Source organism: Pseudomonas sp. PB3P13 (assembly GCF_054897735.1).
Genome location: NZ_CM142702.1, coordinates 4,778,091 through 4,798,137 on the forward strand (window position 1 = coordinate 4,778,091; position 20,047 = coordinate 4,798,137).

13 protein-coding genes and 3 pseudogenes are annotated in these 20,047 nt (G+C 53.6%); 8 read left to right on the forward strand and 8 right to left on the reverse strand.

What is annotated here, in order from left to right:
* Nucleotides 1–14 precede the first annotated feature (14 nt).
* Entirely contained in the window at nt 15–1,292 is a 1,278-nt protein-coding gene (locus ACYZT1_RS22045; RefSeq protein WP_462019304.1) for an OmpP1/FadL family transporter, read from the reverse strand.
* Between the two features lie 576 nt (nt 1,293–1,868).
* Here ACYZT1_RS22045 and ACYZT1_RS22050 point away from each other — a divergent pair.
* The gene (locus ACYZT1_RS22050) at nt 1,869–2,261 is read left to right on the forward strand and encodes a hypothetical protein (protein ID WP_462016706.1); all 393 of its coding nucleotides are present in this window, start codon (nt 1,869–1,871) and stop codon (nt 2,259–2,261) included.
* A gap of 1,807 nt (nt 2,262–4,068) precedes the next feature.
* Here ACYZT1_RS22050 and ACYZT1_RS22055 read toward each other — a convergent pair.
* Nucleotides 4,069–4,229, reverse strand: a pseudogene (locus ACYZT1_RS22055) (IS5/IS1182 family transposase); the annotation flags it as partial.
* Between the two features lie 33 nt (nt 4,230–4,262).
* Between ACYZT1_RS22055 and ACYZT1_RS22060 the strand changes: the two are divergent.
* The 6 genes and pseudogenes from ACYZT1_RS22060 to ACYZT1_RS22085 form a co-directional block, all read left to right on the forward strand.
* Nucleotides 4,263–4,481 (forward strand): annotated as a pseudogene (locus ACYZT1_RS22060) (IS5/IS1182 family transposase); the annotation flags it as partial.
* 47 nt (nt 4,482–4,528) lie between these two features.
* Entirely contained in the window at nt 4,529–4,864 is a 336-nt protein-coding gene (locus ACYZT1_RS22065) for a hypothetical protein (protein ID WP_462016707.1), read from the forward strand.
* Nucleotides 4,865–5,040: 176 nt separating this feature from the next.
* Entirely contained in the window at nt 5,041–5,694 is a 654-nt protein-coding gene (locus ACYZT1_RS22070) for a DUF1906 domain-containing protein (RefSeq protein ID WP_462016708.1), read from the forward strand.
* A 425-nt stretch (nt 5,695–6,119) separates the two neighbouring features.
* On the forward strand, nt 6,120–8,810 hold the full coding sequence (locus ACYZT1_RS22075; RefSeq protein ID WP_462016709.1) for a hypothetical protein: 2,691 nt from the start codon (nt 6,120–6,122) through the stop codon (nt 8,808–8,810).
* 104 nt (nt 8,811–8,914) lie between these two features.
* Nucleotides 8,915–11,029, forward strand: a complete 2,115-nt coding sequence (locus tag ACYZT1_RS22080) for a PLL family lectin (protein ID WP_462016710.1) — start codon at nt 8,915–8,917, stop codon at nt 11,027–11,029.
* Nucleotides 11,030–11,317: 288 nt separating this feature from the next.
* Nucleotides 11,318–11,533, forward strand: a pseudogene (locus ACYZT1_RS22085) (autoinducer binding domain-containing protein); the annotation flags it as partial.
* Nucleotides 11,534–12,217: 684 nt separating this feature from the next.
* On the opposite strand, the gene ACYZT1_RS22090 reads toward ACYZT1_RS22085, so the two are convergent.
* The 5 genes from ACYZT1_RS22090 to ACYZT1_RS22110 all read right to left on the reverse strand — a co-directional run bounded on the left by ACYZT1_RS22090 (nt 12,218) and on the right by ACYZT1_RS22110 (nt 17,868).
* Nucleotides 12,218–13,393, reverse strand: coding sequence for a polymorphic toxin type 44 domain-containing protein (locus tag ACYZT1_RS22090; RefSeq protein ID WP_462016711.1), 1,176 nt, complete (start codon nt 13,391–13,393; stop codon nt 12,218–12,220).
* Nucleotides 13,394–13,891: 498 nt separating this feature from the next.
* On the reverse strand, nt 13,892–14,773 hold the full coding sequence (locus ACYZT1_RS22095; protein WP_462016712.1) for a plasmid partitioning protein RepB C-terminal domain-containing protein: 882 nt from the start codon (nt 14,771–14,773) through the stop codon (nt 13,892–13,894).
* Nucleotides 14,770–15,669, reverse strand: coding sequence for a plasmid partitioning protein RepB C-terminal domain-containing protein (locus ACYZT1_RS22100; protein ID WP_462016713.1), 900 nt, complete (start codon nt 15,667–15,669; stop codon nt 14,770–14,772). Before ACYZT1_RS22100 ends, ACYZT1_RS22095 begins: the two co-directional genes overlap by 4 nt.
* Entirely contained in the window at nt 15,666–17,231 is a 1,566-nt protein-coding gene (locus ACYZT1_RS22105) for a recombinase family protein (protein ID WP_462019305.1), read from the reverse strand. The genes ACYZT1_RS22100 and ACYZT1_RS22105 overlap by 4 nt, the downstream gene beginning before the upstream one ends.
* 178 nt (nt 17,232–17,409) lie before the next feature.
* On the reverse strand, nt 17,410–17,868 hold the full coding sequence (locus ACYZT1_RS22110; RefSeq protein WP_462016714.1) for a hypothetical protein: 459 nt from the start codon (nt 17,866–17,868) through the stop codon (nt 17,410–17,412).
* A gap of 644 nt (nt 17,869–18,512) precedes the next feature.
* Between ACYZT1_RS22110 and ACYZT1_RS22115 the strand changes: the two genes are divergently transcribed.
* Complete coding sequence (locus ACYZT1_RS22115; protein ID WP_462016715.1) at nt 18,513–19,481, forward strand: DUF932 domain-containing protein; 969 nt, start codon at nt 18,513–18,515, stop codon at nt 19,479–19,481.
* A 93-nt stretch (nt 19,482–19,574) separates the two neighbouring features.
* Here ACYZT1_RS22115 and ACYZT1_RS22120 read toward each other — a convergent pair whose 3' ends face one another.
* On the reverse strand, nt 19,575–19,919 hold the full coding sequence (locus ACYZT1_RS22120) for a helix-turn-helix domain-containing protein (RefSeq protein ID WP_462016716.1): 345 nt from the start codon (nt 19,917–19,919) through the stop codon (nt 19,575–19,577).
* Between the last annotated feature and the right edge of the window lie 128 nt (nt 19,920–20,047).

Consider the following 20,047-nt stretch of genomic DNA (forward strand, 5'->3'; position numbering starts at 1 on the left):
ATGCAATCCGTTGTTCAATAACGCCAGGTCATGTTGGCTGACAAGGCCTGAATCCAGGCGTTGTCAAACTCGCCTGATGTGCGATTGCCGGACAGGGATTTGGTCTGGTCGACGGACATATCACCCATCCAGACCGTGACCCAACTGAAATTGAGATCGGTCTCTTGGTTCAGCGAATATGTCAGACCGGCAGCGAAGCGCCAGGCGTCGCCCATCGGCACCGTGAACGTGCGCTGGCTGTCGGAGACTGCCGAGGTGTCGTAGGCGATACCGAAGTCCCATAACAAATCAGGATTCATCTGGTATTGCGCGCCGAGGGCTAGTTGAAAAGTGTCTTTGAAATGCGCATCAACGGTGGTCGACCGGGCACCGCCGGCGTTGGTGTCAACGTCGATTTCGATGTCGCCAAATTTCGACCAGTCCTGCCAATTGACTGAGGCCAGCACCGCCCATTGCGAGTCCAGTTGCTGGTACAGGCTGAGGGTGGCTGTTTGCGGTACCTTCAAATCGAGACCGAGGTTGGTGCCGTCTAGTCGACTCACCAGCGGCGCACTGCTTTTCACAACCAGGCCGTCTTCAAAATCCAGGTCAACCTGACTGGTGTAAGCCAGGCCAATTCGGGTCCCTGGCTGCGGCACATAAATCACGCCGACGTTGGCCCCGTATCCCCAGTCGCTGTCCTTGTACTTGTATTGACCATCTGCACGGTCCGTGAGACCCAGCGGACTCTGATCGATCGCAGCCTCGGATTTCAGCATGCCGTACATGGCTTTGACGCCAACACCTACGGACCATTGTTCGTTGAAGCGATACGCCACGCTCGGCACCAGTGACAAACCGGCGATGCTCGCGTTCTGCACGAAATAGCGTCCGGACCAATCGTTGTCGTAGTTTTCCGCAAGTCCGAAATCGCCATAGGAGCCGAAGCCCACGGACCACTGGTCATCCAGTTGATGACTGATGAAAAAACTGGCGCCGGGTATTGGATCAAGCACATTGCCGCTGCCGGTACCTGGGGTATTGGTGTCACCGTCTCGCTCGAACGACAGATTGCCAAACAAGATCTGCGCACCAGCGGTGATTTGAGTGCCGCTCAAATAACTCAAGCCCGCAGGATTACTTGCGATGGTTGAAGGGCCTTGTGCTCTCGCCGCCGCGCCGGCATTGGCCAATCCGGCATTGTCAGTTGCGATTTCATACAACATAAGCCCGCCTGCAAAACCTCGTTCACTAACAACAAGTGTCAGCAATCCGAATGCCGCTATAGGCAGTGCACTTTTATTCGACCGCATGGCGCCTCTCTCTAATGATGGGTAATCACTATCGATCAGGTAACAGCACAACCGGGTTCTTATGGCGAAGTGGAGTATTGCTGATGATTCAACATTGTCCATTTACGATCGGCCATAACCGCAAACCAGCCGTCGATCAGAGCTCTTACCGGACGGACGGTCGTATTAAAAAGTGTTCAGTTGAGCAGGAGCAATTGTGGAACGTGCACCTCTCTTGACTTTGATTGCTGGAACGGTCGCGGCAACCCTACCCGCGAGCTGGCATGTAAGAGTCTTCATGCGTGCGAAGAAGCATTGCGGTGTTGGGAATGGTTGGTGAATTGCGCCATTTCCCCCAAACAAAAAAGAGATGTCTGAACGGCAGGTATGGGTCCAGGCTGTGTGAAAAAACATTTTTATAACGATTCGGCCATGGGGGCATTTGTCCAGGTTTTGAGGCACCATATGGTCTCTAGGAATCCAGCACCCTCATGTCAGGCTCGCATTTGTGCCCTCGCTTCGGGGCGAATCGATGCCTTTTTCCCGCCTATATACGCGACCCTTTCACCTGTCAAAGGCGAGTCGAGGGTCCGTCACATGAAGTCCTTAAAACCGATCATCATTTGTTCCGCGTTCTACATCCTGATCCAGCTTTTTTCAATCAGGCCGGGCATCGATGGCGTGACGTATATGGCAGCAGGTTTCCTTGAGTACCTGGTTGCCGCATTGGTAATCATGTGTGGCCTATACCTGGCTCACAGTCTCACCGGTACGAAAATCCTGACTGTCCTAAAACTCCTTTTGATGGTGGTTCTGGCCTCGGCGATTTCCATTGGCGCGTATGCGATGGGCGGCCATCTGAATTCGCTGATCAGCCTGCATCTTCTGGCAGTTACCTCGGCCATCGTTGTGCTTTTGGCTACTGGCATTTACCTGATAGTCATAGCGGCACTGCTGGCGAAGGAGAATGCACCTGCAAGGATCGAATAGCGCGTTGGCCATGGACGGACCTGCTCCCTTTCAAGAGCAATGGAGCTCAGGATTGCCCCGGCTCATGGGACAAATTGACGGATCAATGACCAACTGGGTGATCAGAACGGAACACATAGCCAAGCAGGATGCTGCCATGACAGACCTTAGTAATTTCAGACCCGCTCAAACGGATTCAGCAACGGGACCGACGTTTTGGTTGTCAATTCTCGAGAAGTGCTTGTCAGCTCATCCAGTAAGATCGGTGTTCGATCGTGCTCAACGCTAGACCTGCCAATTCCTCCGTGTTCGCCTTGATTCAGAAGACTCTTCTGGTGAGTTTCGAAGCCAGCAGTTGAACGACGCTGCCCAACTGGTGACGCACGACTCGTGCGATCCACGGGCGGCGCTAAAGTCGACGAGCGCACGGGTTCAACGATTTGACCGTATCTACAAGAATGCCGGTATGACCCATCGAGTTGAGGCAATAATTCATCTGGAATTCGGCGGCGCCGAAGCGGCGACATTTTGGATGAGAAAGCCGAGCGATGAGGCAATTCAAGCCACGCTCAGAAGGCGAGGGTCGCTTAGCGTACAAAATTACCAACTTATTGAATTGTAGAGTGTTCACCGTTCCCATCGTGGGAATGCATACCTGATTATGGGGTAATTTTCGGTGTCGGCGCCGACTACTTGCATACCATAACCGTCGGATAGCATGGAACTTCGATCACAGGAACTTGAGAACTTCGATGCCCTTCACTGAGCTCCGACTGTGCGCACAGATCAGTCTCGTAATGGTTGGAGCGGCCTTGAGCACGGGCTGTGTAAATTACACCGCTCGCCTCGAAGGCGCTGCTCATGCTGCCGGCCGCACGACCGAGATTTATACCGGTGGAATCTACCTTGTCCAGGCGGTACTACCCAAGTCAGTGAAAGGCGAGGTGTTGAGGGTGTACGTCGAGTGCGACGGCCACGCTTGGGCGACTGCAAGACAACCCAGCACAGATCCAACGCCTCATGAAAACCTTGTAGCAAATCTCGCTGCCGACGATCCTGGCGGAGCTGTGTACCTGGCCAGGCCCTGCCAGTTTGTCTCGAACGAGCATTGCAATACCAAGACGTGGACCGATCAGCGTTTCAGCCCCCTGGTCATTGCATCCATGTCGTCCGCTCTGGACGCCGTAAAATTGCGGTATGCGGTGACGCGCATCGAGCTGGTGGGTTACTCAGGTGGCGGCGCAGTAGCCCTGCTTCTGGCTGCGAAAAGGGATGACGTAGTCTCAGTGCAAACGCTAGCTGGCAACATAGCCGTTACGGCTTGGACGCAGCTGCAGGGGTTGACGCAGTTAAGTGGTTCGCTTGACCCCGTGAGCTATGCCGACAAGCTCAGAACGATTCCTCAGCGCCATCTGGTCGGGGACCAGGACAGTGTGGTTCCTCGGGCGGTGTCATCGGCGTACATGTCAAAGTTGGGCAGTACGCAGTGCGTTGAGATAGCCACTGTCCATGCGAACCATCACGATGGGTGGCCCGCTGCCTGGGCTGACTACAGCCGCCGGCCTACCAGCTGCGTGAAATAGCGTTTGTGACCGATGACGATCCGAGACTCAGTAAGCCGGCGCTAAGCGCCGGTTTTTATTAAGGGTGTCAATGCCCAACCGGTGGGGGCCTCAACAGGCTTGCATTCGAGGGGGCGTTCGGTTTGACGGGCTTGGAGGTGGTACCCATCCACCAACAGCAACTCCTTAATCGCCCTCGATTCGCGGCAGTCAAAGGGATTGGAGCGGGGGAGATCACGAGCGAGGCTGGAGATGCGCGCGGTTCCGCCCATGTGCGCTTTCATCCCGAAGAAATACATATCCCCTTCTTCGTCTGGTGCATTTCCGGGTCGCGCTTGCCGTCCTTGTTCTTGGTCGAACTCGGGGCATTAATGATCGTCGCATCGACCACTGTGCCGTGACGCAACAGCAGGCCACGGTCGCCCAGAGCCATTGACACGAATCGAACGGTTGAGCCCCGATGAAACAGATGTCCTTCGCCGATGCCGAGTACGCTGGCAAACGTAAGCAGACCCGCCGCGAGTGCTTCCTGATCGAGATGGATCAGGTCGTGCCCTGGAAGGGTTTGATTGCCTTGATCGAACCGCATTATCCGAAGGGCGAAGGAGGTCGTCCGGCGTATCCGCTGATGGCGATGTCGCGGGCTCATCTGATGCAGAACTGGTTCGGCTACAGCGAGGCAACTCCAAATCTGTTCGACCAGGAGCGAGCCGTAAAAGCATCTAGATGCGGAGCTACGGCTCATTAATCAGACTGCGCAATCCGGGAATCTATCAACTTCTTGAGGAGGCGTTTAAGCTCTTTGGCACCCGCAAGGTGTGCGCCGGGGTGCCTTCTAACCTTGCAGCAATGACAGCGAACGACGCCGCTACGATCAGGCATGGTGACTTCCACATCTTGGGCCGGGTCGTGCTCACCGTTGACCTAGCAGAAAAGGTGCTCGCGATCCTTATATCAAATCCGGATGCACAACTGACTGCCGACGCCAACTGGCTCCGCGCCAATACTGCGGACTCATTCGGAATAGTGAAAAAATTTTTTATCGTGAAATTTCATAATTGATCGCGGGCACCTTGAGCTAGCATTAAGTGGGGCCGGATATTTGATCACTTTTTGAAATACGTTGGGACATAGGCTTAACGATTTTATCTCAAAGTTTTGGTGTGTGGCTTGTACGTTTTTAGGAGTTGTGCAATTTAAGATGTAGGTTGATCAACTTAGAGTAAAGGGAGTTTACAATGCCACTTTCTGGATTCATTCAAGCGGCACCGTCCGGTTGCCGCGGTTTTGATGCCGATACAGTGATTTCACTAACGGTCGCGGAGCAATTTGCTTCCCAAGGCTACACATTCTGCGTTCGCTATTTGTCTCTTGGCGTGGGGCAAGATGAAGGGGATCTGACTCAAGACGAGGCCAATGACATCCTGCAGGCGGGCTTGGCTTTGATGGTTGTGCAACACGTCGAGGATCCCGGCTGGTCTCCCTCACAAGGTTCAGGACAAGCAAACGGGGTGAACGCAGTGGAAAATGCAATATCCATTGGTCTGCCCTTGGGTATTAATGTCTGGTGTGATCTTGAGGGGATTGCGGAAAATACTAACTCACAGGATGTTATTGATTATTGTGCAGCGTGGTACTCTGCGGTCTCAGCGGCTGGATATGTACCCGGATTATATGTCGGAGCTAATGCAATGCTGAGTGGTCAGCAACTCTATGACCTGCCCTTCCAGCACTACTGGCAATCCTGCAGCGAGGTACCTGAAGTGGTCGTGCGTGGATATCAGATGGTGCAATCCTTTGTTCCTGATCCTGTGAACGGTATTGGTATTGACGAAGACATTACACAATATGATGAGCAAGGCGGGCAGGTTCTATGGTTGAAGATGTCCTGAGTGTTTAGTTGCTTTCAGTTACCGAGTTATTTGGTGGAAATCAGATGTTATGGAGCTTGGGGAGCAATGGACCGAAAAACCAATGTACGCCAGAATTAGAGTTCGCCTTACTCATCAGCGACCATTGAGTAACAAACTTTAATTCGTAAAAAGGGTTTATGGCACTATTTTCGGGTGCTGATTTTTTTTGTAAAAAACGCGGAAATAACCAGACGCTGCAAGGGTTTACGGTAAGCACTGGGCTTAAATACACTTTCTGTTCTATCACTCCCCACCCCTACTCCTGGAGCGGCGCTCATCATCGCCTCAATGGGCAGGTTGCCCTCCGAAACAGCGGTAGAAAACGGCACTAACCGTCATTGCCAGAGGATAGGAATCTTCGGATAGCTCACCACCAAACTTCAGCAGTTCAAGAGGAGATAATCATGGAACTGACTACCGTCGCTGGGAATACTCTCAATTATTCATCGAATTCAGTCCTGCTTGATGAGAGGGCCACAGCACTCACTTTCAGCTTGGGGTCTTCTCAACAGTTGCTATGCCGGAGCGCCAATCTAGTGGTTACTTCCGAGGAGCGCTTGTCTGCAATGGCCGGACAGCTGGACAACAACGCTCCGGCAGCCGTCATGCTGGGCGAGCAAGTTTATGCATTCTATTTTGTAAGCGGTCAATGTCAGTACTCCGTATACGACCCCGCAAACGGCTGGTCCATAGGCGGAGCAATTCCAACTCCCTACGGAACAGACAGCGTTGCACCCGTGGTATTCACGCCAGCTGATTCAGGCATGCAACTGATATACCTGTTCTACTTCAATAGCACATGGCAAGAGAGTAGCGAAACTGAGCTGTATTCCATCGGATGCCTAACGACTTCGGACGGAGGCTCTTGGACGTCCGTCACAGACGAAATTACTTTTGCCACCATTAGTCAAACTATCAACGGGACGATCACGAATATCGGCATGCCTTCCGTCGTCGTCTATGATCCATCCAGCTCTACACCTCAACTGTACATATTCTATTCTGTACAAACGACCGATTCGTCCGGAGATCCGACGCTTTTCACCTGCTATAGCACGTACGACGGTTCATCGAGCAGCTTCGGTTCTACGCAAATTGCCGTACCCGAACAGAGTGCTAACTACTCTACATCAACTACCGCTGTCGTAGCGCCATCGCCCCAAGGCGATGCGCTGATCTATTTATTTTACACCGATTATGGTTCGACCTCTGTCGGAGGCTACGAAGATGTCACCGGACCAATGATCTTCTACGGGACATTCGACGGATCGATCTGGACTACCGGCGTGCAAGTGCAGGGTTTATACACCGAGGGCATGGGTGTATCAGCAGGGTTGTTCCCACCAGAAAGTTTTCTGGAGACGATGTCGACCTCCCAGGACATCTATCTCGGGTACCCGACCAGCCCTAACATTCCAAACCCGGACGTCTGCAACTCCACGGTATTGCTCGTGAACTCGCTGACCCAGTTCGCCGATAACACTGCCGTGACTGGAGGGAACATTACTTATGATCTGCCTCTAACCACGATCCAAGGCAACGGAACACTATTGCCCGTCCAATTCCCGGGGACAACCGTGCCGCAAGCATGGTTTTTCGAAGTTGGATCAGTAGAGCTGCCGTCGGGGCAAGTGCTGTCCGAACTCTACTATCGCGTCTACGGACCCAATGGCTGGTCACGCAAGCTGCTGTCACCAGCGGAGCCGACCTGCTCTCCCTCCGCCGTGCGATTCCAGCAACGCGCCTTTGTATTCAGCAATACTAATGCCTGCCAACTATGTTACACAGAGTACGACGGCAGGACCACGCACCCCATGACCATGATCGGCAATGCCGTCGCTACGGATTCGCCGTCGACAGTAGTGTTCGAGGATATGCTCTACGTCTTTTATCAAGGAGCGGGCGTCAATGCCAACCAACTTTCGTACGTGACCTCGTACGATGGCGAGACATGGTCCGATTCCCTGCAGGTACCAGGTGCGACTCTCTCAGAATCCCCGAGCGCCACGGTCTTCGACGGGATGCTCTATGTCTTCTATCAAGACCAGAACAGCGACGGGCAGCTGTGGTACAGCACACTGTCCGGGTCCACCTGGCAGGAGCAGAAACAAGTGATTCCGACCGGGCAAAGCGCTTCGAGCGCACTCATCATCGGGGCGCCATTCTCAATCCCCGTATTCAGCGCATCGGTCAATGCCGAGCAATTGATGGTGTTCTACACCGCACCAGGCGAGGCCAACAGTTGGCCTCTGGCATGCTGCACGCTCACCGACGACGAATGGACCCAGACGACATTGTCAGGAATGATGGCAGCGGCGCCTCCAACGGTTGCGATTGTCGACGGCGTCCTCTTGCTGCTTTTTGCCGCAGCGGGTGACGATACCGGGCAGCTGTTCTCTGCAAGGTTCGATGACCAGTCGCAAATTTGGACGGCGCCGTCCAAGTTGGGAACAACCTCCACTATGGCCGGTTCGGCCACTTGCTTGGCGTGCCATCTGCCGCAGACGGCTTTCCCGTCCTATTGCTTGCTGCATAACAACAGCGGTGCCCTGAGCGGCATCATCACGTACTGCCAGCTTACATACTCCACCCAATCGACAGTGCCGATAGGCGACACCGGCGCGGCTAATATCCAGACATTCCCTTCCGCCGTCGTTTTCAACAATGCAGTATGGGTGTTCTACGAAGGCTCAGGTACGACCGCAGGACAGTTGTGCTGCTTATCAGGCCCCGTCGACAGCCTGAACGCCGCCGGGCAGATCAGCTTCGGAAGCAGCACTACGATCCCCTCCCCTTCGGGTGTGGCGGCTGACACCGCCTACATGACCAACGCGCCGGCTGCGATTGTATTTCCACCTCCCGCGTCGGCCACGGCGGCCAATCCGTCGCAACTCTATGTGTTCTACCAAGCCGCAGGAGGTACTGGCGACATCCTGTACAGCGTGACAGCGGACGGTAACTCCTGGGTATCCAGCCAAATTACCTATAGCAAAGACACACAAGTCGTTCCGGCGCGAATTCCCACGTGGGGCTGGCCGGTTGCATTGATCCGCGACGAGACGCTTTTCGTCACGTTGCCGCGCAGGTGGTTGTGACGGTGCACTCTTTACCTCCGCGTTGATCTACGTGTAAATCCAACCTAGATGTCACATTGATTCTTCCTACAGCGCCAAAGAGGAGATTGACCATGGTCGCCCCCGTGAACCTGTTGCTGTTTGGCCCTCCCATGACCGGCAAGGACCTTGCAATCTGGGTTGTCGAAGAAGTGGTCGAGAATTTGCCCGTATGGCAAAGAACTTGGAATGCAATACAGCTCGCTAATGAGAACAACGCGGCGAATTATCCTCCCGCCGCTGTCATCTTTACACCGGCTGCCAGCGAAGCCAACTCATCACCTGAGGCTTGTATCTATAGCTTTATCGCTTCCTCTGGAAGTATCTACTATCAGACGTACAACGGCACCGCGTGGACATCGAACCAGGATGCCCTTGCTTCGTGTCCTAGCGCCGCAGGCGCGGCGGTGTTTGGTAATTGTCTCTGGGTGTTCTATCGAGACGACACCAACGCACTATGTTCGATCACAACCGTTGACGGATCAAACTGGAGCGCTCCACAGAACCTGTTCGGAACGGTCACAGACGTCATTCAGAACAATCCATGGGCAGCGACTTTCAACGGCGTCTTGTATGTCTTCTATCAAGGCGATGGTGCTGACAGCGGATATCTCTGCTACACCTCTACCGAGGATGGAAGCACTTGGAGCACCACAGTGCGAGTGCCTAATACCGGTACTACCAGCTCGTCCTCGAATTGTGTCGCCATGTCGACGTCTCCAGGTGCTGCCGCCTTCACTCCGTCCTCGACGCTTCCTTCATTCGGAGTGTGGCAGACTAACGACGGAAGCACCTGGTCGCTATCTCCCAACCTGTCATCTCCATCGGCCGATGGGAATCTCTACGTATTTCACCAGGGGGCAAATGCTAACGGCCAAATTCGATATAACGTCATGGATTCTACCGGAACTTGGCAAGGCGACACGCAGATTTCCGGTGTGTCCATGCAAGGACAGCCCACTCCGTACGTGTACAACAATGAACTTTTCGTGGCCTATGACCTGGGAGGAAAAGGCGGCGCACTGATGTACACGAGTTCGGTCGACGGTGTCGGCTGGTACGAGCCAATTCAGATCAGCCCCATTTCGTTGTCCAACACGCCAGCGCTTGCGCTCCTGGATGATCAACTCTTTTGCGTGATGATGGGACCTGGGCAGGATCAGAGGCTATGGTGCTCAAGCACTGGATCAGACGGCGAGTGGGGCACAATGTACTGGAACTATCAAGGCATATTACTTGCACAGAATACTTCACCCGGCATTGCGCAATTCAACGATCAAATCTACTGCTTCTATCAGGGCGTAGATAATAACTACAAAGCAAACGGCACCCTTTACTACACTATCTACACTCAAGCGAACACGTGGAATTCAGGAGCCCAGCTGCTGGCGGGAGAATCCACGGGCAACATCATGACCTGCTCCCCGGCGCCCGTAGAATTCGGTGGTAACCTGTACGTATTCTTCCAAGGATCAGGCAGCAACGTGGGCGGGATGCAATACATGCGAACGAGCGATGGCAATGATTGGTCGTCTCTGACGTTGGTGCCGAATACCGGCATGTCGTTCACCCCTTCGCCCGTCGTATACAAGGAAAGCCTCTACGTCTTCCATACCGGACATGGCAATGCGGGCGAAATCTGGTTCAACACAATGGGTAGCAACGGCTCGTGGTCCGGGGATACTCAAATCACCGCCGGACTCGGATTTTACAGCGCGCCCAGCCCGCCGGTCGCTGTGGCTTACGACGGCTCGTTATACGTCTTCTACGTCGGGCAACATTATCAGATTTACTACATCAAGAGCACGAGCGAATACCCTGACTCGACCAGTTGGAGCGAGCCGATGTGCATTCCTAACACGATGGTCAATTGCCGTGACGTCAATGGACAGACATGTCAGTTCTTCACAGTTATTGAAGAGACCAATGGCCAGCTTAGCGTTTACTTTCAGGGAGTCGCTGACAACTCCGAATTCGGCTCCGGCATCTACAACAATGGCTATCTCTACTGCGTGTCGACAACCAACCCTGGTAGTGGTGGGACACAGACCACTGGTGATGTTCTTTACTCCCAAGGCTATTGGTCTCCGACTACTCAGGTGGGCGTACTACCACAGAGTAATTCCCCACCTTCGGGACTTGCAGACGTTGCCAACATGGTTGTAGCGGTTGTCGCCCAAAGCCCACTGTGGGCGGGGTGAAGACGTAGCGGATCGATACATATAGCACGCCACGGTCGCGGTGATGGGTCAGACTATCCTGGGCGACGGTCGGCGGGCATACAACGTTTTTTCCAACGCATCGGGAACAAACTAAACTGGACATGCGCCGTGTCGCCGTTGGGCTGGGAGCACATCAACCTGATCGGCCATTACGTCTGGCGGCAGAGCCGCAAGCTGGAAGACGGTAAATTCAGGCCGTTACGACAGCTCGGAAAGCCTTAGTGTACGATTTTTTTTCGAATTCTCTAGGCACCCCTAAGAGAAGAGGCTCATTCACATGGGCTTATTCATGGCGTTTCTTTGCCGACGCACGGGGCTCGCGGAGAGTTGGGTGTGTTTAGTTTCTTTCTTGATGCTGAAACAACAGGGGTCGCCCGTTCTCATATTTCTCAAGAGATCTCGAATCTTGTCTTGCTAAAAGACATAGCGCTTCAAAGTGATTGCATCATTTGTCTTCGATTCAGCTTCACAAAGCACCGTTAGTTTGACCGAGCAAGAAAGGGTGATTCAACACCGTCTGGGGTGCTATAGGGCGTCAGGTTTATTTCTGGAAATCATGGCACCAGTTGAACCCCGCTAAGCACCATCACCACTTCGCCGGAAAGGCCGCCATGGATACCATGCCTCGCTGTGTTCACCTGGACCGGAATTCTGGGGACAGTCCAGAGCTGCGGGCGGGCCACCAGCTGATTTTTTCAGATCAGAAAAAACTGACCCCACCCTGTGCAACATTCCAAAAAAGGCCGGGGCCAGGTTCTGAAAATATAAACTTAGGGCTTCGCCTTGTCCGTGATGCACTGCTTCAGGCGATCAGTATCTGTGCCACTATCTTCGCTGCTATCGATGTCGCCGTTCGCGTCTAAGTAGATATGCGTCGACGGCCATTTTGGGGTGATATTGACACAGTGGTTACGAGTCTTTTTTCCCCACCAGTAGAACTCCATAAAAAAGCCTTCGTCTGGAAATATGTGGCCGAAGTCCATTGAAGTTTCGCCGGGGTATAGACCTCCACGACCACTTCTGTAGATCCTGTTCTCTGTGTTCCAAACGACTCCAAGATTCTCTGTGGCTTCCTTTGAATAGTGAACTGTTACAGTGGGCGTTGCGAGATACCAAAATGCAAACGGTGAAAGCATCAGGAAGAGGACAGCAAAGATTCGACGGTATCTAATTGGTTTCACATTTATGCTCACGTATGCCGTCTCCCCATTCCGTTGGTGCCACTGCCAAAACTTTTTCCATCACCATTTTGGCTGTGATGCCTCCATTCGGGTGCTCCTTGTAGAGCTGCACACCTATCTGAATCGATATTCGGTCGGGAGCATCATCAAAGGCGCGAAGCCCTTCAACATTCCCTGACCGGTGTGGGCCGGGAAGTGGTTTTTCAGGTGTCTGTTGCGTCAGTACTTCTACAAATTTCTCGTTCGCCTTCCGCAAGGAATCTGAAGCAATTTGCTCAAGGCCCGCACCGTCTGAAAGAGCGCTCTCAGACAGACCACCAGCCATGCCTACATACCCGTAATGGACGTTCGACCAGATGTCGTAAAAGTAGTCGTGGACTCCTTGTTTGTACCAAACACCACCAAAAAGTTTAAGCAGGATAGGTTTGTGATCCCAAGGGCGATTCTGTCCAACCCGCTCTGTCCATATGGCCATAGCAGCCGCACCATTTGCCGCTCCTATCGCTTGAGGACTTGTCGTTCCAATCTGCGCATACCAAGGCAAATCCATTTGCTTGCGAGTCTCTGCTGTAACGTCGTAGCTCAGCAGCTCTTTCATTTTGATAACAGCCGGATCGTGAATATTACGATTCATCTCGTCAGCAATGTAGCTCGCCGGTTCTTCCATCATATCTGGATCATTACAAACGGCGGACTGTGCCTCTGGCTCTGCCTTCTCCTCCGGTTTCGCTGAGACTGCTTTAGGGTCTACTAAGGCGTTCGCCGCTAAGGCTTTCTCTTTGAGCTTAGGGTCAGCCAATAAGGTCGCCATCTTCTCATCGTCCACAGTGCCATCTGGCCGGAAGGCTCCGAGCGCCATGAAGTTGACGATGGTTGCACCACCAGCGTCCCCCATGACAAAGCCGCCACCAACATCACCTGACCCGGTAATAATGGTTCCGCCATGACTCGTAGGACTTCCCAAGTGGGCCATAGGACGCCCGTTCACTTGAATCGATGGGAAACCTGTTGTGATTACGGCCCCACAGCCACAGGTGTCTCCCACGCGAGCAGATCCCATGAAGTTGATATTTACGTCGCCACTGGCGGAAGCGATTGGAGTAGTGCCATGACCGGGCATCGGGCAAACATGCTTGTCATCCAAGCGAGCGGAGGGAGTCATTCATCATCCTTGAAGAGTAATAAAAAAGCCCTGTGGGGAGGCTAAAAGCGTTTATAGGCGAAATGAGCTTACCCCAAACGTCGATGCGGGATCTGTAGGAATTGTCTGAAGTTTTCATAGATTGGATTAGCCGAATTGCGCCTCATCTGCTAGACGCATGATGCCTTTTTTGCCGTTCTCTGCCGGTCATGGTCAAGTCAATGCAATTGACCAGATCCGATAGTAGGGGCAAGTTGATCACGGAGATAAAACATATCATTAGCTATTTGGAGTAATTTTCCACTCGAGAGCCGATCAAGCAGAATCCCTCTACAAACACCTGAAATCCGCCAAAAAAAGAGCTTTTCGGGCCCGGAGGAACTAACTCTGTAGGCCAAGAACTAACTCCGTATGACCCTTAACTGAAAAATTTCCCAGTTAGCTTTCAAATCATCTGGGTGTCACGATCCGATTCACCATTGTCAGCAACGAAGCGGCGTTTTTTCCATCGCTGTTCATTCACTTCTCCAGCGACACTGTTTGCACAATCCTTTCGAACTCAATTAGCACGTCGGGTTGATTTTGGGTAAGGAAACGGATCACCGCCTCATTATCCAGTAGCTTCACTAGGTAGCCCTGGGCTAGAACAAGATTGAGCACGTCTTGACCGTAGGATTGCTCGACCAGCTTGAACTGTCCTTGTAGGTTTCCCATTTCACGCTCCATTTTGGCCATCTGCTCTGGCGTGGCACCACCGAGCTTGCGGGGCTTGGCATCGCCTACTAGCAGGTTACTTGGCGTGGCGGCCATGAGGGCCTGTGCGTAGGGCACAGTGATATTGTTAATGGCAACCATCAGTTCCACGCACTCTACCTGCCTGGTCGGTTTGAGTTTGCGCAACACCGCTCCGATTTCGGCGGAGAAGTGCTGATCCTTAAGCATCTCGGCCGCTTCAACGCATACGCCATCCAGCAGATTCATTTTCTTGATGATGTGACTGATGTCGACGTTCAAAGCCCTGGCTAGCCTGGCCGGTGTCACGCCGCGCTCAACCGCACGCCGGATCATGAAGTGCTCTTGAATGGTGGAAAGGCGATTGATCCGGTTGTTATAGGTGTAGGTCTCATCGTCTATGGCGACCAAGCACGGCGCATCGATAAAGCCCAATTGCTTGAGCACTAACAAACGAATGTGCCCATCCAGCAACGTATGCTGACGAGATTGATTGTCGGCCTTGCTGACCGTCAGCGGCTCGATTAATCCGACGGCATCAATCGACGACTGAATCTGCTTAAATTTTTTAGAGCCGATCAGCCCTTCAGGAACCTTGCGCGAGGGCAGGATCAGATCCAACGAAACTGATAGTGGCTGCGGAACAAAACCAAGGGGCAATTGGCTCATGTCGTATGGGCTCCTACCCAAACTCGCTCGGCGAGGTATTTCGGTAGCGTATCCAATCCTTCAGCACGCAGCAGGTTGGTGAAGTTGTCATCGGACAGCAACTGGCGCAGGGCCTCGATCACAAAGAGCAGCCGGTGCTGGGCGAACCCCGCCTTTTTGACCATGAGTTTTTGCCGCTCGACCTCTTTCTGGTAGCTCCGGATAAGGCTGGATGAGGTGACCTCACCCGCCTTACGCGGTGTACCTCGCGCAATGGATCGCCCCAGTGACCGGCGGCGCTCAATAACCCGACGAGCCTGGATCAGTTGTTTGCCACGCAACTTCCCTGATTCGTAAGCATCTTGCAGGGCGGCCTGTACCTCCGTATCACTGCCTGCCCCCGCGATAGCAAGAGCGGCATTCAGCGGAATACGCCCCCGTTCGACCGCCACCAACAGGCGCTCTTCACCACTTTTGAGCAACTGAAGAATGCCATAGACATAGTCGGCGCTAAGGCCAGTTTTCTGGGCAATGGTTTTTTTGTCATAGCCTTGGTCACGTAATCGTTCGATACCCGCTAGCAATTCCAGAGGTCGGCATTGGCGGCGTGCAATATTCTCCGCCAGACTCATAAGAAACGCGTCCTCGTCGCTAACACTTACGACCATTGCGGGGATACTGCTTTCGCCCAACGTTTTGTAGGCTTTGAGTCGTCCTTCACCGCAAATCAGTAGGTAACGCTCTGATCCGTCTGCGTCGGGTCGAGGAGTCACAGTGATCGGCTTCTTGAGCCCGATGTTTTTGATGTTGCCAACGATCTCTTCGAACACCCGTCCGTTTCGCTCTCGCGTATTCAGTACCTCAATGAATTCGAGCGGGATCATTTTCAGCTCGCTGGACAGATGCTCCTTGCTCATACCGCCCTCCTGATACGTGCGCGTGCGGCCATGCCGTAGAGATAATCCAGACTGTCAAAGCGATAACTCTCGAATTCAATGCCGTTGTGATCGGCAAGATTGAAACCCTTCTGGCCGAAATCCAACCGTGGCAGTAGGTAATAGTCGAGCGGCGCCTGATTGGTTTCGTCCAGTCGTACGGCGACCGTTATGTCGGGGGCCAGACTGGTATCGAAGCGAACCTTCCAGCGCCTGCGTCCGCTGTCCAGCGACTGGCAACGTGACAGGACAAGCGAGATGCTGAATTCATGATTAACCGTCAATAGGTCGGTGGCGGGATCGCGCTCGATCGATCCACCGATATCGGCAATCACATGTTCGGTCTGACTGACGATTTCCGGATGTAGCTTTCGCAAAAATTGATTGACCTCAAGGAAACGATAGTCTCGATCCGGCGTGAATCCTACGACCTGGTACGCACTGATCAAACTACCGAAGCGGTGGATATAGGCGGAGGCCGACGGCATCCCCTCCGTCTCGTCGATGATGAGCCCCGAAAGGAAGCCGCGATGCTGGTACAGATTGCGCAGTTTCTCGATCAGTTCTTGATTGCTGAACCGATGCGCTCGGGCGCGGAGGATACCTTGTGCGGTATAGAACGCCTCCGGTGACACGATGGCCTCGAAAGCACCTTCCTTTTTGATCCACATATCAGGCTGGTTGGTGACCCGGTGTTTTTTGAGCTTGAAGGAAATCCTGTTGTAGACATTGTTACCGATATATTTTTCGTTGCTCAGCACTTCCCGCACAGTCGCTCGTGTCCAGTCTCGATCCAGATCGGTGTGAATACCACGGTTGTTAAGGCGGCAGGCAATTTCAGATTCTGGCAAACCTTCATCGATGAACCAGCGATAGATCTGGTTCACCGTCTGCACTTCAACGTGAGGCCCCGGCATCAAGATCACACGGTCGGTTTGCAGGCTCTTGTGCTCGCCCCGCGCCAGTTCACTTTTTATTGAGCCAGCCTGATCGATCAGGACTCGCCGCAGGCCATAACCCGCAGGCCCTCCTTGCCGATAGCCCAACTCGATAAGCCGGCATTGGCCCGCGAATACTTTGGCCGACAGTTCCCGGCTGTACTCGCCTGCCATCGCGCGCTTGACGCCTTTGACGATAGTCGAAACTGGAGAGCCGTCGTTTTCGAACTGCTCTGCACAATAGGCAAACTGAATGCCCGCCCGGCGGCAGATGTACTCGTAATAGGCGCTTTCATCAGCATCCTGGAATCGCCCCCAGCGACTGACGTCATAGACCAGAATGATCTGGAAGTCTGCCGCTCCAGACTCGACGTCTTTGATCAGTTGCTGCAAGGCCTGTCGACCATCGATGCGCAGCCCGCTTTTGCCTTGGTCGGCATAGGTACGGACGATCTGCATGCCGCGACGCTCGGCGTACTCGCGAATCTTGTCAGACTGGTTTTCGGTCGAGTACTGCTGGTGCTCAGTCGACATTCTGACGTATTCGGCGGCACGTAATGCCACCGGCCGATCCGCCAACGCTAGTGAAGAATCATCTGATTGCATAGGACCCGACCGCTCGCCGTTATTGGCCTGCTTGCTCTCGGGTCTGCCTTTCACATCTTCGCGTGGGCTTCGGACAGAACAAAACAGGCCAAAGCGCACGTCGTTGAGATATCTGCCACGCAGGATGATCGAGAACTCATTTGAATTCGTAATTAGCGCCTGACCCGTAAAATGGCTATCAGGTCCTATCTTTGCACACGTCCTTTTTGCACGGGCAATCGATGTTCAATGGAGTGATCTCGACGATCCATGCCTCACTACTGGCTGCGTCACCGCTGGAAATTTGCTCAATTCTGTAGAAGCCGGGGCGCAGCGCCATGCCCTGTGACACGTCCATCTTTGCAAGATCGACTTTCTGCTGCTGATCGTGTTTGGATCGCTGATGGGATCTGTTTCGGTCGACGTACTCGGGATTGGCTTCCCGATAATTGCGCCAATATTCTGGATGGCGATCTAGCCACGCACGCTGATTACGGCTTTGGTTATCCCGATAATCAGGATCGGACTGCATCTTGTCGCGTTGCCAGCGTTGGCGTCGTGCTCGCTGACAGGCTGGTAGCGAACAGTAGGTTTGATTGGGTACTTGGGGACGTTTTTCGAACGGCAGGCCACAGCAAGCGCAGATTTTGTTGGACATCAAAGTTCTCCATATGAAAAATTCATACGAGGACTGCTGCCCCCTGCGTGCAACTGGCTTTGTGCGAAGTGTTTGGTTTTCAATTTTGGCGCTAATGAGGGGGCGAGCCCTTTTTCTAACTGACGAATTAACCTCCGAAAGAACAAGCCTTCCAGTTGATCCATTTAAACGAGTTTCGCACCTATATCACGACACTGAATATCCACCATGGAATCCAATCCCATGTCATTTCAGTGTCCTTGCTGTAACTCTCGAAAAATCGGTTCCCTCAGAACAGCCATGATGGTAGGCGCCCTTGTTGGCACTATAGGCGGTGCGGCGCGAGGGGCGAGCTCCGCACTTGCGAGCAGTAAAACCGGAGCCAATCTCACCGCCCTTATCCGTCCACCTGGTACCAGCATCGGTTCCGTCTCCAGCGCCATCCTCGGCGGGCTGGCGGGCGGCGTCGGTGGCTGTGCGCTGGGCGCTCAACTCGGCGAAAAATTGGATCGCCATGTCTTAGCTAACAATCTCTGTTTGGTCTGCGGAAATCGCTTCAACCTGCCCACTTAACCGACGCAGCTTTCAACTCCCTCACATTAATCCGGTCCGTGCTGCGTTCTGCGCAGCGCTTATGTCGACCTGTGCCCCAAGGAATCTCTCCCATGGCTCATCTCATTGAACAAATGGCTTACGTTGGCGCTACCCCATGGCATGGTTTGGGTAGTCGCCTTACTGAAAAACAACCGCTGGAGGTATGGCAGCGTGAAGCGGGGATGAATTGGCAGATCCAAGACAGCCCGGTGCATTTTAAGGCCGAGGCCTCTGGCCATCTGGGCAGCATTCACTCGTTTCCAGAACAAAAAGTGCTATATCGCTCCGACACCAAAGCCCCGTTATCAGTGGTCTCGCATCGCTATCAGATCGTGCAGCCGCGTGAGGTATTGGAGTTCTACCGAGACCTTACCGAGTTCTCAGGTTACGAGCTCGAAACCGCTGGCGTGCTCAAAGGTGGACGCAAGTTCTGGGCCCTCGCCAGAACCGGTCAGGCCACGGCGCTGAAGGGGAATGATCAGGTTAACGGCTATCTGCTGCTGGCCACTTCCTGCGACGGCACATTGGCGACCACGGCGACCCCCACCACCGTGCGCGTGGTCTGCAACAACACCTTGAGCATTTCCCTGAACGGCGCCACCAACGCCATCAAGGTTCCACACAGCACCCGCTTTGATCCACGCACGGTCAAAAAGCAACTGGGCACCGCTGTCTCGCAATGGGACGAGTTCATGTACCGGATGCGCACGCTCGCCGAACGCAAAGTGCAAACCAAAGAAGCTCTCGGCTTTTTCATGAACGTGCTGTGCGACATCAGCGCCCATGCGCCTATTCCTGAAGCTATACCCAACATGCGGGCAATGGAGAAGGTGCAAACACTATACGAAGGGAAAGGCCGAGGCGCGGAATTGGAATCCGCACGCGGCACCGCGTGGGGGTTGCTGAATGCGGTGACGGAATACGTGGATCACGAACGACGTGCCCGCAGCTCGGAGTACCGAATGGATTCCGCCTGGTTTGGCCAAGGGGCGGTGATCAAACAAAAAGCCCTGAAAGCTGCCCTGCAACTGGTAGCGTGAGCCAAAGGATCGCATGCAACTGCACAAGCTCAAGGCCGGTGATTTGCCGGCCATTTACGCTGTGGTGCCCGCTTTGACCCCACCAATCCGTGATCAGCTTTTCAGGCGATTCGCTAAACGCTCCACCATCTCGACCACCAACTGTCGATCCGGCTGATCCAATGGCGCTAACAGATGGCTGATCCGGCTTGCCTGATCGTCGATCAGTGGACTCACCTCGCTGAGCAATTCAGACGCTTCACAGCGGAAGATCTCGGCAAGCTCCACCAACCTGCTGATATTCGGCATGACAATTCCCCGCTCGATGCGGGAAACAGCTTCATTCCCAATGCCTAAACGCTCCGCCACAGCCTCTTGCGTCAGCCCACTGCGCACTCGCTGTTTCGATATGGCGCGCCCAACCGTAACCGCCAACAGTTTCTGATCAATTTCCGCCATGCCGCCCTCCAGTCTCAACCTGGATGGTTGGGCATCAACTCATTGACATGAAGAACATCGGAGGTCGAAAATCAACCCTAAAGGTTGTTTTACGCCTCAAAAATCCACATCAGTCCTCCCGATAAGGA

Coding starts and splice junctions, on each gene's coding strand:
- ACYZT1_RS22120 (WP_462016716.1), bottom strand. CDS start 19,919: ATGGCGGAAATTGATCAGAAACTGTTGGCGGTTACGGTTGGGCGCGCC.
- ACYZT1_RS22065 (WP_462016707.1), top strand. CDS start 4,529: ATGCGGAGCTACGGCTCATTAATCAGACTGCGCAATCCGGGAATCTAT.
- ACYZT1_RS22115 (WP_462016715.1), top strand. CDS start 18,513: ATGGCTCATCTCATTGAACAAATGGCTTACGTTGGCGCTACCCCATGG.
- ACYZT1_RS22050 (WP_462016706.1), top strand. CDS start 1,869: ATGAAGTCCTTAAAACCGATCATCATTTGTTCCGCGTTCTACATCCTG.
- ACYZT1_RS22045 (WP_462019304.1), bottom strand. CDS start 1,292: ATGCGGTCGAATAAAAGTGCACTGCCTATAGCGGCATTCGGATTGCTG.
- ACYZT1_RS22100 (WP_462016713.1), bottom strand. CDS start 15,669: ATGAGCAAGGAGCATCTGTCCAGCGAGCTGAAAATGATCCCGCTCGAA.
- ACYZT1_RS22070 (WP_462016708.1), top strand. CDS start 5,041: ATGCCACTTTCTGGATTCATTCAAGCGGCACCGTCCGGTTGCCGCGGT.
- ACYZT1_RS22090 (WP_462016711.1), bottom strand. CDS start 13,393: ATGACTCCCTCCGCTCGCTTGGATGACAAGCATGTTTGCCCGATGCCC.
- ACYZT1_RS22110 (WP_462016714.1), bottom strand. CDS start 17,868: ATGTCCAACAAAATCTGCGCTTGCTGTGGCCTGCCGTTCGAAAAACGT.
- ACYZT1_RS22075 (WP_462016709.1), top strand. CDS start 6,120: ATGGAACTGACTACCGTCGCTGGGAATACTCTCAATTATTCATCGAAT.
- ACYZT1_RS22095 (WP_462016712.1), bottom strand. CDS start 14,773: ATGAGCCAATTGCCCCTTGGTTTTGTTCCGCAGCCACTATCAGTTTCG.
- ACYZT1_RS22105 (WP_462019305.1), bottom strand. CDS start 17,231: ATGCAATCAGATGATTCTTCACTAGCGTTGGCGGATCGGCCGGTGGCA.